At 39.9% G+C, this 13,273-nt stretch carries 11 protein-coding genes and 1 pseudogene; 6 read left to right on the forward strand and 6 right to left on the reverse strand.

All coding sequences use genetic code 11. The features are described from left to right. Positions 1–17: 17 nt before the first annotated feature. Entirely contained in the window at positions 18–776 is a 759-nt protein-coding gene (locus tag HNR31_RS10495; protein ID WP_181556201.1) for an alpha/beta hydrolase, read from the reverse strand. 146 nt (positions 777–922) lie between these two features. On the opposite strand from HNR31_RS10495, the gene HNR31_RS10500 reads away from it, so the two are divergent. Further along, positions 923–1,174 carry a DNA alkylation repair protein gene (locus HNR31_RS10500; RefSeq protein ID WP_181556202.1) on the forward strand — a complete coding sequence of 84 codons (252 nt, stop codon included), beginning with the start codon at positions 923–925 and terminating at the stop codon, positions 1,172–1,174. 175 nt (positions 1,175–1,349) lie between these two features. Here HNR31_RS10500 and HNR31_RS10505 read toward each other — a convergent pair whose 3' ends face one another. Next, a complete protein-coding gene (locus HNR31_RS10505; RefSeq protein WP_181556203.1) occupies positions 1,350–2,132 on the reverse strand; it encodes a GNAT family N-acetyltransferase in 783 nt (260 codons plus the stop codon). Between the two features lie 134 nt (positions 2,133–2,266). Between HNR31_RS10505 and HNR31_RS10510 the strand changes: the two genes are divergently transcribed. Next, positions 2,267–2,518, forward strand: coding sequence for a DUF6154 family protein (locus HNR31_RS10510; RefSeq protein WP_181556204.1), 252 nt, complete (start codon positions 2,267–2,269; stop codon positions 2,516–2,518). Between the two features lie 40 nt (positions 2,519–2,558). On the opposite strand, the gene ilvA is transcribed toward HNR31_RS10510, so the two are convergent. The 3 genes from ilvA to HNR31_RS10525 all read right to left on the reverse strand — a co-directional run bounded on the left by ilvA (position 2,559) and on the right by HNR31_RS10525 (position 7,038). Further along, the gene (gene ilvA, locus HNR31_RS10515) at positions 2,559–3,767 is read right to left on the reverse strand and encodes a threonine ammonia-lyase (RefSeq protein ID WP_181556205.1); all 1,209 of its coding nucleotides are present in this window, start codon (positions 3,765–3,767) and stop codon (positions 2,559–2,561) included. A gap of 69 nt (positions 3,768–3,836) precedes the next feature. Further along, complete coding sequence (locus HNR31_RS10520) at positions 3,837–5,066, reverse strand: MDR family MFS transporter (protein ID WP_181556206.1); 1,230 nt, start codon at positions 5,064–5,066, stop codon at positions 3,837–3,839. A gap of 769 nt (positions 5,067–5,835) precedes the next feature. Further along, positions 5,836–7,038, reverse strand: a complete 1,203-nt coding sequence (locus HNR31_RS10525; protein ID WP_181556207.1) for an MFS transporter — start codon at positions 7,036–7,038, stop codon at positions 5,836–5,838. Between the two features lie 220 nt (positions 7,039–7,258). Here HNR31_RS10525 and HNR31_RS10530 point away from each other — a divergent pair, with 220 nt between their 5' ends. From HNR31_RS10530 to HNR31_RS10545, 4 genes are all read left to right on the forward strand, one after another. Next, positions 7,259–8,449 (forward strand): alanyl-tRNA editing protein, encoded by a 1,191-nt coding sequence (locus HNR31_RS10530; RefSeq protein WP_181556208.1) that lies wholly within the window; start codon positions 7,259–7,261, stop codon positions 8,447–8,449. Further along, positions 8,442–9,194 carry a TatD family hydrolase gene (locus HNR31_RS10535; protein ID WP_181556209.1) on the forward strand — a complete coding sequence of 251 codons (753 nt, stop codon included), beginning with the start codon at positions 8,442–8,444 and terminating at the stop codon, positions 9,192–9,194. Before HNR31_RS10530 ends, HNR31_RS10535 begins: the two co-directional genes overlap by 8 nt. Before the next feature lie 81 nt (positions 9,195–9,275). Next, a complete protein-coding gene (locus tag HNR31_RS10540) occupies positions 9,276–10,538 on the forward strand; it encodes a two-component system sensor histidine kinase NtrB (protein ID WP_181556210.1) in 1,263 nt (420 codons plus the stop codon). Between the two features lie 191 nt (positions 10,539–10,729). Further along, entirely contained in the window at positions 10,730–12,094 is a 1,365-nt protein-coding gene (locus HNR31_RS10545) for an MATE family efflux transporter (RefSeq protein WP_181556211.1), read from the forward strand. A gap of 296 nt (positions 12,095–12,390) precedes the next feature. On the opposite strand, the pseudogene HNR31_RS10550 reads toward HNR31_RS10545, so the two are convergent. Continuing rightward, positions 12,391–13,133: pseudogene (locus HNR31_RS10550) on the reverse strand (sulfite exporter TauE/SafE family protein). Positions 13,134–13,273: the final 140 nt, after the last annotated feature.

Below are 13,273 nucleotides of genomic sequence, written 5' to 3' on the forward strand. Positions count from 1 at the left end.
CTTTCACCTGAGCGAAATCAAACGACAAATCGTCTGATTGTTTCGATGACTTCTGTTTCCCAGTCGTGCCGGTCAAACGTATGGTTCGCTCCTTCAATAAAGTGAACGGTTGCTTGATCACCATAACATCTTTGTCGGTACACATTACTCACATGATACGGTACGACATCATCACCGGTGCCGTGAATGAGTAGTACAGGACCGTGATACGGTTTTGCTCGTTCAAACACGTTGATTGTTTTTAAATCTTCCAAAAACTCGCGGCCGACTAAATTTCCGCCATGATCATAATATGGAGTCGTCACGTCAATGTCCTCTTGTTGAATCATCTGCATAATGAGTTCATACATATTTCCGGCAGGAGCAAGCAAGATTAACTTTTTCACATCTGCTGGCCGTTCTCCTGCAACAACGCTGGCGACAAGCCCACCCATGCTTAACCCGAGTAAATAGATATTCGATGTGTCAATACGCGGATCGTTTTTCACCAAATCAACAATCGCATGCGCCTCTGCAATTTCTTTCGATACAGTCATTTGTTCAAAATCACCATCGCTTTCCCCGCTTCCTAGAAAATCGAAGCGGAAGCTGGCGATACCGTGCTGTTCGAGCTTTCTTGATATTTTAAGAAACAGACGGTGCGGCTCTAACTTTGTGCCGGTAAATCCGTGAAACAAAATGGCTGCGGGAACTTTTTGACTGCATGCTGTACCTGGTATATGTTCCATGCCACGTAACGTCATCCCGTTATGCTCTAGTGTAATGGCAGTTTGCATGTCGATCGTCTCCTTTTTATTTTATTTTGTTGCTTTACATTTTCTCTATATTTCTATGTGATTCCTCTATATTGGCATGGGAAATTTACACATTTTATGTATAATCATCACACCAGTTCTAGAAGATAAAAATGGAGGTGATTTGTTTGGAACCGATGTTATGTCCAAACTGCAAAACGAACCGAACGCGCTTTAATTTGATTGAGCAGCAGCCGAGAGCGGTAAAACTCAATCCGCAAACGGGTGAAATCGAACAAGAATATACGAACGACACACTTAACCCGTTTCATCTTCCTTATCGCGGGCCGAGCTATCGCGTTCAATGCGCTGCATGTGGACTCATTGAAAATCCGGAAATGTTTATTAAACGAGCGCAACATTCTTCGGAAATGGGGTGAAAAATGGCCACCAAAGCAAACCGTTAATAATAATGCAAAAGGAAACGGACATATTCGCCGCGCCACACTGAACAAAGCCGATGGATAATAATCTCTCTTAAAAAAATAGGCTTACCGTGCTTTTTTCGGTAAGCCTCAACGCTTATCATCGCCTAAGCAAGCATCTTGCGATTTTCTAAAGATACATCGTCCATGTGCCAATGTCTCGAAATCCAAGACGCTTATAAATATTTCCTGCTTTTGGATTATCGTAAAATAAACATAATGTTTTCCCTTCGGAAATCAAATCTTGTATGAGTTTTTTCATGATGGCACTCGCATACCCTTTTTGCCGATATGCTTCTTCTGTACATACACCAACAATCATCGCCGATAATGAATTTTCCGCAGTCGTCGAAGCGGAAGCAACCATTTTTCCATCTTCCTCAATATAATATGTTCTGCTTGTATTCGTCTCTAGCCCTTTCGCCAACATCTCCCGCGCTCTCGGCGTTGTTGTAAATTCCGCAATGCTTTGTCGCAGAGCGATAATTCGGTCAACATCATCAAGCGTCGCCTTTTTGATGTCAATATTCTCTGTTCCTGTCGCGAGTTTATCTGTTTGACATTCACAAAAATAGGTAACACGCTTGTTTCCTAGCGGTAGCACGTGCTCGAATTGCTCGACAATTTCTGATTTTCCAGACAACACGAAAGACGAGGTAGACGTTTGTCGGATAAGCTGCGCAAATGCTTCCATATGAAACGATGTTCGCGCATATGGAATGTAAGAATCGTAATAGCGAAGCAACACTGCGTTTAACGTACCATTTTCGTCAAATTCTCCCCATATGTCTTGAAAATCTGCGTCATATCCAAAAGATTCGATGTCCCCAATAATAAACAGATTGAATGACGGTTCTTCTTTTAGTAAAGAAAAAAGCAACTTATGATCATTTTTCGTTAGACGACGAATCATCCCATCTATCTCCCCTGTTTTTTAATATTTTTACTAGAATACTATATTTAACTAAAAATAGACAGTAACAATGTACATAAATTTTTCGTTTTTATTTATACTGATAGTAAAACGAACACGTGGAGGACTAAATAATGAAATTTGTTGACGAGCTATATGAATATTACAAAGATCGGCTAACAGGAGACGAGGAAGACGCAGAAGTCGTGACGATGTCGATTTTAGAAGAGTTAGACCGACATGATTTACTTCAACTTATTAAAGAAATGGATGATGATGAATTAATGGGCATGGTAGGTCTTTTCATTCTCGAAAGCCTTAAAGCCAAAATGGCGCACGAAGGACTCGGGCAAACGAAGATGCCGTCTGCATCAGTGGTTCATTAGGCAAAGCAAAAGGATGGCTTATATAGCCATCCTTTTGGAATTATTGAAAAAATTCCACATCATATCCTTCTTTTATTAACACTTGGTGAATTTGATGAATATGGTCTTGATTTTTGGTTTCAAGTGAGAAATGAATTTCCGCTTGACCCGGTAACACTTTTGTTCCGATGCGCTGGTGATGAATCGACATGACGTTTGCTTCCAATTCAGCGATGATGCGCAATAGTTTATTAAGTTGTCCCGGTTTATCAGAAATGACCGTTGTAAACGTAACAAATCGCCCCGATTCGACTAATCCGCGTTCAATGATGCGGGAAATGAGTGTGACGTCCACATTGCCCCCGCTTAACACAGCGACAACTTTTTTTCCTGTAAACGGTAATTTATGATATAACAAAGCAGCGAGTGGACACGCGCCAGAACCTTCGACTAACAGTTTATTTCGTTCAAGTAAATACAGCATCGTTCGCGAAATTTCCGCTTCTTCTACACAAACAACGCCATCAACGTATTTTTCAATATACTCATATGTAATGTTTCCTGGTTTCTTTACTGCAATGCCATCCGCGATCGTATCGGAAGAAGTAATCGTTACCGGCTTTTTATGGCGAAGGGCCGCTGTCATTCCTGGACAAGCTGATGATTCGACCCCATACACTTGAATCGACGGCTTCAATTGCTTTAACGTAAACGCCAATCCGGAAAGTAGCCCTCCTCCACCAACAGGGCATAACACGACATCCACATCTGGGAGTTGTTCTAAAATCTCTAGCCCAATCGTTCCTTGTCCTGCCATGACGGCTAAGTCATCAAACGGATGGACGAATGTCGCTCCCCTCTGCCGCTGCAGTTCTAGCGCGTAGTCAAGCGACTCGTCAAAAACATCTCCATGTAAAATCACTTCTGCCCCATATCCTTGTGTTGCTTGGACTTTACTTAACGGCGCTCCCTTCGGCATGACGATCGTGCATGGAATGCCGATCATGCTGCTTGAATAAGCAACTCCTTGGGCATGATTTCCTGCAGATGCAGCAATTACTCCGCGCTGCCGTTCTTCTTCCCGCAACGACATAATTTTATTGAACGAACCGCGCACTTTAAATGACCCTGTTTTTTGCAGATTTTCTAACTTCATATACACATCATTACCAGAAAGTTTGCTGAACGTTTGCGAATGTTCAAGAGGAGTTTCGTGAATCGTCCCTTTCATTTTTTCTCTTGCCTGTAGAACGTCATTAAGTATCAACATCGTTTCTATCACCTAACTATCATTCATTTAAGCGTTTGCATTGCTATTATATATCAAGCGGTTATTCATCTACAAACTATATTCAATATGTTGCTTTTCCACCTTTAATAAACGGGATACGTAGAAAAGAAACGGAAAGCCCAAGAAACTTAAGAGCGCTAGAGACCCGAATAAGTAACCTCCCCCAGAAACACCGAATACAGAAATGAAAAATCCGCCTAATGTTGGCCCAAACGCATTGCCGATCGAAGTAAAACTCATTGCTCCAAAATATAATCCCTTCATCTCTGGATTGGCAATTTGGTCAATAAATAAGTCATTCATTGTAAACATCATCACTTCTCCAATCGTAAAAATGACCACAGCTATGACTAGCAACCAAGGCTGATGAACAAGTCCAAATAAGAATAATCCACTTCCAACTGTGACCGTACCAAGCATAATCGATACAATAGGAGAATAAAATTTGCCAATTCGTGAAACCGGATATTGCGCCACTAAAACAGTAACAGCGTTCACCACGATCAAATAAGAAAACAATTCTACTCCATTTTGAAAATACGGGGCACTCGATAAATATTGAGGAATGGTGGAACTAAATTGCGAATATCCTGCCACACCTAACGTCATACCGATAATTGCAAAGAAAAATACTTTATCATGGATTAATACGTAACATGCCTTCCGTAATGTGATATGCTCTTTCGTTTCACCAGACGGCGAGGCTATCGTATATTGTTTGCGGTGGAACATGAGCGATAGCGACAAGCCGTATAATATATAAATGATGGCGGTAAGCCAAAAAGCAGAGGTCGAGGAAGCACTTCCCATTTTTAAGCCGAGCAATGGACCAATAGCAGCTCCAACATTAATAGCAGCATAGCGCAAATTAAATACAAGCAACTTTTGTTCTTGTTTTGTTACATCCGATAACAATGCCCGCGAAGATGGCTCAAAAAATGAACGGCATATTCCGTTTAGGGCATTTAGAAGAAAAAAGACAAAAACATGCTCTGCTATAGCAAAACCAATAAACACGAATGCCCATACCCATATAGAAGCAAGCATAATCCGTTTTCTTCCAAAACGATCAGATAAGTGACCGCCTATAAATCCGCTAAACAAGCTGACAAATGCACTGATTCCGATAATAGCTCCCGCCTCTACAGGACTAATTCCCTTTACTTTTGTTAAATAAATCGATAAAAAAGGAATCGCCATAAATGTTGCCGTTCTTGCGAATAATGTTCCGATAATAATATGTAAGCTTAACGGATGCAATGTTTTGAGTGTACCCATACGTTCCCCCTTAAATCGATATATTTTGCCATTGGGATAGTACATAACGGAAGTGTCAGCTATGGAAAACTTCGCTTTCTCCCGCTGTTATAAAGCGATCGGGATTGGATTATTTGTGACCCTACAATTGGAAGATTTTCGCTAAAAAATCGTGTAATTCCCTTTTTTATTGCTCATAACCTCTTTTTTCTTAAAAGAATCGTTACCGAAAGAAAAGAAACCGACTAGGGCTTTAGCCATATTTGTATATCTTTATCTGGTCTTGCTTACTATGCCGCAAAACTCGCAGTGCTTCACTCAACAGAATTAATATGGGACTGGCCAGCAAACTCGTTGAAAAATTCGGAGAAGGAAAAAAGTGATCAAGCATGAATCGTTGTTTCTGCTACTAGAGCTTGCGCCCGTTTTTCTAGTAATTCATTTCCTCACGCCCCCTATACTTATCCATTTCCGAGATTGGAAACGGCGTGATCTTCCCTTGTTTGTCATTGCCCATTACAAAACACGCTATAAGCAGTCAAGGAAGCACCACTGGACTTCTTTCGATTCGCTAGGTTGTATTTTTCGATCCTTCGACAGCAGAATAGCTGTTTACGATAATGATTGAACTTTCGTAATTATATAGCATTGCTTTATCTGCATTCACTCTGTCTCTTTACTATTATTTGTTGTCAAGTTTAAAAAGGACAATCAGCAAGTTGTTTCCTAAGAAAGATACTTTGTTTTTAGTTGATTATTTAGAACATAGTTTCATTAGATAATATTATGATCATGCCGATGGGTCATGATGATGAAAGGACGGTTGCTTCTTTACTTCTTTGGTAAAAAAGTATAAAACAAGCGCCAATGAAATGGTACCAAAGACGACGACCATATATGATAGTCCAATCGTATCAAGCAACAATCCCGTTCCAAGAAGAACGACTTGAAACATGACGCGGTCTAACATATTTTTAAACGAGAAAAAGCGGCCATGGTATTGTTTTGGAATGTTTGTTTGAAAAATGGTTGCAGCAATCGGAAAAAAACAGCCAACTCCAAAACCAAATACAGCAAATGACAACAATGGAGCAATTTTCATTTCCGCAAAATATAACGATAAATGAGCGCAAGCAATCAACAGAGAAAAGCTGTATAACATTCTTCGTAAATCCCATTTCTCCGCAATTCGTTTCACGATAAACGCGCCGATCATAAAGCAAACCCCTTCTGCTGTATATAAAAGCCCTTTAATCGTGCTGTCATGTTGCAATTCGCTTATATTGATGACCATTAAGTTAAATCCGCCGAGAAACAACGTTGGAACAATCGTTAATAACAATGCGATTTTCACAAGAGGGAATTGTTTTAAAACAGGGACGATTTCTTTAAAATTGGCTGCTTGGTGATGCTTGTTCCGTCTTTGTTTTCCCTCTTCCTGAATATGTAGGAAAAACGTTGATACAAATAGGCCTCCATAGGCAATCATGCTGAATACATATAGCGAGTGAAGGTTCATCACAGCAAGCAATGCTCCACCCAAGGCAGTGCCGAGAATTCGAGCCACCGTCGAAACATTCATATGAACCCCATTCATTGATAACAATTCTTTTTCCTTCACTATGAGCGGAATCGCTGCCTGAAGTGCTGGAAAATAAAAAGCGGCTGACACTTGAATGACAACCATAAACACAACCATCCAACCAACGGATGAAAAATGCAGCGCTAGCATCATAAATATGACGCTGGCCATTCGAAAAAAGCCTGCATATAGCAATACCGTTTTTTTCTTGTAGCGGTCAATCACTTTTCCCGCTATCGGACCTACCATAACCCCCGCCAACAACCCTATAAATAAAATAAGGGATTTCAAAAAATCAGAGGAAACATGTTGTTGTAAAAATTCCAAATTCCCAATGATCCCCAACCACAACCCTAATCCTGCAACAAATTCTCCTATTAGCACAAGCCACACATTTTGGTTTTTCCACATGTCACCATCTCCTCTTTTTTGCCATTGACATTTTATCACACTATTTCGATTAGAGAAATATTTTTCTCTTTTCACTCTTTTCTATTGCATGTTATTTTTGATTTTTACAATTATTTATTTAGAACATAGTTTTATTAAAAATATATATAACAAAAAGTGGGCAGGAGGTTGAAAAATTGTTAAAATAAAGAAAATGAGATGACAAGAAAGGATGAAATTTGTGACTACGAAATTGTACTATACTTCGCCCTCGACGACGGAATGGATGACAACGATCACCAGCTGTCGCGAAGATGGTGATACATATATCGTCACATTAGCAGAAACAGCTTTTTATCCAGAAGGGGGTGGCCAGCCTTCTGACAAAGGAATGATAGAAGATATTCCTGTTATCGATGTTTTTGAACAAAACGGGGAAGTATATCATCGCCTCCCTTCCCTTCCGTCTACATCAACGATTCACTGTCAAATTGATGCTGATCGTCGTCTTGATCATACGCAACAACATAGCGGTCAACATTTATTATCCGCCGTATGTATCGACTTATTTGATGCCCATACCGTTAGTTTTCATCTTGGCAGTGATATCGTTACGATTGATTTGAACATTCCATCCTTATCGGAACACGAACTCATGGCAATTGAAGACCGGGTGAACGAGCTTATTTATGCGAACATTCCTGTTAAAACGTACTACGTCTCAAAAGAAGAAGCTCATACGATTCCGTTTCGTAAACTCCCGGATGTCGATGGTGAAATTCGCGTCGTAGAAATCAAAGGAGTAGATGTTTCCGCTTGCTGCGGCACGCATGTCGCACGGACTGGAGAAATTGGAATGATTAAACTATTAAAAACCGAACGACATCGCGGTATGACGCGCCTGTCGTTTAAATGCGGTAAACGCGCGCTTGACGATTATCGCGCCTCTCACACTATCCTTACCAATATATCTCAACAATTCGGAACAAACCGAGAAATGTTGTTCGATGTGCTGTGTAAACTAGAATCAGAAAACAAGGAGTTACAGAAACAGCTGCAGCAGCTAAAGCAAGTCATTTATGGAAGCGAAGCACAAACAAGCGCTCAACAAGCCGAAAATATTCCAGTTGTCGTTCGCCTCTATGAACAATATACGATGAAAGATTTGCAGGCCATTGCGAACGAAATCGTGACCCGTTACAATAAAACTGCCATTTTGGCAACAACAACAGAACATCGTTTAGTCATGGTCAAGTCCCCTTCTCTTTCATTACATGTCGGACAATTGTTCAAACAGCAGCTCGAAGCAATGAACGGAAAAGGTGGCGGTAACGAACGACAAGCACAGGCAACCTTTTCAACCATTGAAGATGTACATGCGTTTATGCATTGGTTGGAAACGGAAGTGATGAGAGTGACAGCGAATGATTGATGCCCACATTCATCTTGACCAATATGCTGATATCGAAGAAACTATACAACAATGGCAAGAGGCAGGAATTGAGGCGGTTGTCGCTGTATCTACCGACTTACGGTCAAGTTATCGGACACTCGAGCTCAAACAACGGTTCCCTACCTTCATTTATGCAGCGATCGGCTTTCATCCGGAACAACCGCTGCCAAATCAAGCAGATTGGAACGAATGGACTCGTTTATTACAACAAGAACGTCAACATCTTGCTGCCATCGGAGAAGTCGGGCTTCCGTACTATTCAGCGGAAGCCGTTTCGCATTTTCCCTACTATCGCGATTTATTTGAACAGATCACTCAGCTTGCTGTCGATACTTCCTTACCTTTAGCGATTCATGCCGTATATGATCGCGCGCAGACTGCTTTAACAATTTTGCAAAAGTATAAAGCCACAAAGGCACATTTTCATTGGCTAAAAGCCAATCCCGTTCTCGTTCAGCAAATTATCCAATGCGGTTATTATATTTCCGTTACTCCAGAAGTTTGTTATCGGAAACGTGATCGACAATTGCTTTCTCACGTTCCGATCGAGCAACTGTTATTAGAAACGGACGGACCTTGGCCATTTGATGGACCGTTCACCGATGTTCCTACATCGCCTTTATTATTATCGTATTCGCTTCAAGCCGTCGCTTCCTTTTATCGCCAAGATATTGCAACAATACGGGCAAGCATCGTTACCAATACAAGGAAGCTTTACAAATGACGTCGCAAAAATTCCTCTAGCGGAAACGACCATTTTTCTGTACACTAACTAACGAACGTTTTAATCAAGGAGTCGTGTAGTATGATCGATTTTTCCTATGAACAGCTCAAACAGCGCATCACCGAATTAGAACAAGAATTACAATTATATAAAAATTTTGTGAAGGAGCTTCCTTTTCCAGTGGAATTTACGGATCACTCATTAGGAATGAAATTGAAAAAAAAGCGTGGAAAAATAGCACCAACGATTCATTCGCTTTCCACTTCTCGTGAAACAGGTACCTATCTTCAGCTTGATATCAATCTGGATAGCGATTTACCTTTTGAGAAAATCGAAACATTTTTAGCACCGATTCTTGATTTCGTTCCACATCATATCGTGTTTGTGGATGGTAACGGAATCATTACGCTTTGCAACTTGCAAGCAGCCAACGATATGGGAGTTAACCGCGATTCTGTTATTGGAAAGCATATACGTGATTTAGTAAAACTACCGGATGAACTCATTGTCACGCTAAAATCAATTGAAATGAACGAACCGATTTATAATCAAGAAGTATTAGACCGCTATTACGGAATTATTAATACGCGCATGATCCGGAATGAGGACGGCTCTATCAAACGTGTTATCAGTATGTTTCAATCGTTAAACTTGATGAAAGAAACGGAAAAATTAGCCGTAGCTGGACGTATCGCTGCAGGAATTGCCCATGAAATTCGCAATCCGCTGACAACCGTGCGCGGATATTTGCAATTTTTAAAGAGCGATCTCCCTGACCGAATCGTTTCACTTATCGATCAATTGCTTATTCCTGAACTCGACCGTGCTAACAGCATTATTACCGATTTTTTGAATATCGCCAAACCCGCTGACATCAAGATGGAAAAAATACAAATCAATCAATTTATTCAAGAGGAGTTAGGCATGTTACTACAAAGTGAAGGGTTACTCCATAACGTGGAGATTCGTTTTAATTTAGATGAACGTTTAACCGATTATGATGTCGAAGCAGATAAAAATCAGCTTCTGCAAGTGTTTTTAAACTTATTTCGCAACGCAGTCGAAGCGAAAGTGAAAAAAACGATGAATGTATCGATTTCAAGCAAATTACATAACAACATTGTACAAATTCAATTTTGTGACGACGGCCCAGGAATTCCTCCGACCATTATCGATCACATTTTTGACCCATTTTTCTCGACAAAGGAAACCGGAACAGGGCTCGGACTATCGTTATCACGTAAAATTATTGAACTACATAAAGGAACGATGAAAGTGCAAAGCAGCGAATGCGGAACATGCTTTTTCATCGAATTGCCCATTGTGAAAGCAAGGCTGTCTTAAATATAGTCGAGACAGCTTCATTTATATTATTCATTTAGAACAATGTTTACTTAAATATATAAACATAATTCGATTCTCGTATCCCTTTTTGCGAACGCCATATCTTTTCGTTTAAAATTATTGTTTCTTTTCTCTTTTTCTCGTAATCTATAGTAATAGTGGAATTTCTTTGTAAAAGAGAGGCGTCGGAAATGCAACAAACCGTCACACTAAAAGATAAAGCAGCTCAATTACTGCACATTCTCTTTCCTGTTTTAATCACGCAGCTCAGCTTGTATGCGATGAACTTTGCCGATGTAACAATGTCAGGTCATGCAAGTGCTGTGGATTTAGCGGGGGTCGCCATTGGATCAAGCCTTTGGGTTCCCGTTTTTACGGGCCTTAGTGGAATTCTGTTATCCATTACCCCGATCGTTGCTCAACACCTCGGAGCCAAACGATATGATCAAATCCCTTATTCGGTCATGCAAGCGATGTATTTAGCAATTGTCATTGCATTTGTCATTATTGGATGCGGAATGATCGGATTGGACTTTATCTTAGAACAAATGAAGTTAGAAGATAACGTGCAACAAATTGCCTATGATTATTTAGTCGCTCTTGCTTTTGGTATTATTCCATTGTTCATTTATCATGTGTTACGTTGTTTTATCGATGCACTTGGACAAACGAAAGTAACAATGTTCATTACCTTAACCGCATTGCCGATGAATATCTTTTTTAATTACTTACTCATTTACGGCAAGCTAGGGTTCCCTAAGCTAGGTGGAGTCGGCGCAGGCTATGCAACAGCGATTACGTATTGGTGTTGTTGCTTTTCTGCTTTATTAGTCATCCATCGTTTTCGCCGATTTGCCCGTTATCGTGTTCTTCATCGCCTTTATCCTATTTCATTGGCCATGTGGAAAGAGTTATTAAAAGTAGGACTTCCGATCGGATTTGCAATTTTTTTTGAAACGAGTATTTTTGCTGCGGTTACATTATTGATGAGTGAATTTAGCACAACAACGATTGCTGCCCATCAAAGCGCGATGAATTTTGCCTCACTTCTTTATATGATTCCGTTAAGTATTTCCACAGCACTAACGATCGCTGTTGGTTTTGAAGTTGGGGCAAATCGCTATAAAGATGCCAAACAATACAGTTTTCTCGGCATCGGAATGGCGGTATGTACAGCCGTTCTTACTTCGCTTTTTCTTTATTTTTTCCGTGGAGAAATCGCTTCAATTTACACAAAAGAACAAGAAGTGCTTTTACTAACGAAACAATTTCTGTTGTACGCTATTTTCTTCCAACTTTCTGATGCGATTGCTGCTCCGATTCAAGGAGCATTGCGAGGGTATAAAGATGTAAATGCTACGTTTGTAGCCGCCTTAATTTCTTACTGGGTCATCGGACTGCCATTTGGCTATCTACTAGCGAAGTTCACTTCAGCTCACGCGTTTGGTTATTGGATTGGGCTTATTGCAGGCTTAGCTGCTGGTGCCGTTTTCCTTCTTGCCCGTCTTTTGTTTATCCAACGCCGCTACCACCGCATACAAACAATGAAAGGCTGACAGATGAATAACTGTCAGCCTTTTCTCCTTTCAGCGTTGTTGCTTCATATGGTCAAGCACTTCGCAATCAATGTTTCATTTTCAAGTCATCGTTTTTCAAAATATTCTCCGTATGTAAATACGTATTCAATAACAAAACTCTTAAGCCTTACTTGGATAATAAAAATAGCTGCAACTTTATTATGTGAAACAGTAATATAAAGCCTTTTCATGCCCCTCAACTATTCAGCCCTCTGCTAGTTCAACTAAATTATCTAAAAAAAGGAAAATTTAAATGTTTGTGTTAAACAAAAAGTTTATATGAACTTGTATAATACTTGTCCTATCAACAAAAAATGATAGTGATTAATAAAGACTTAGCATATCTTACAGGAATATGCGGTAATGTCAGTAAGCCAAATTGAGAACCTATTGCTGATCCTATTGCCATAGCAAAAGCATAATGCCATTGCACAAATCCCGTTTGATAAAATACACCAAATGCTCCCAAACAACTTCCTAAAATTAAAACCCTTGTAAGCTGAACAGCCTTCATGTAAGTATTTTCTTGACTCATATAGTGAATAATTCCAAACGTTGAAGATCCCGGTCCAAATCCTCCATCGTATGCAGCTATGAAGAAAGGGACAATTCTGCTTACGATACTAGTTTTTTTGTTTTTCCCTTCAACAGACGATACCCACTGTTTGCTTCTTAAAGTAACAATTAAGGCAACTACCAATAAAATAAGGGCTATAACGTTCATAGTCTTTTCGTCAATACTTGTAGTAATTAGAGCTCCGCAAATCCCTCCAAGCAATGCAATACAAACATTCATACATATCGTTTTGCCATCTAGATATTTATTTTTTAACAAATATGATACACTCGTTAGTGCGGCAATCCCAGATGAAAACTTATTGGCGGCAATGCCGATTTGAATAGGAACTCCTACAAGCATCATTGCTGGTAATGTAATTAATCCGCCACCGCCAGCTAACGTTCCAACAAAAGAAGAGATAATTCCTACCCCTAATAAAGCAAAAAACAAAGTATCCAAGATACTCCCCCAAAAAATTTCTAAATCTAATCAGAGAATGATATAATTTTCAATGTCTGCTTTAGGAGTAACGGCGATAACCCTCCCTATCATCGTATCACCTTTACCAATTTAGTTGAGTATGAAAAGTAAAAAAGCTC

The organism is Thermaerobacillus caldiproteolyticus (genome assembly GCF_013761245.1).
Classification (GTDB): Bacteria; Bacillota; Bacilli; order Bacillales; family Anoxybacillaceae; genus Thermaerobacillus; species Thermaerobacillus caldiproteolyticus.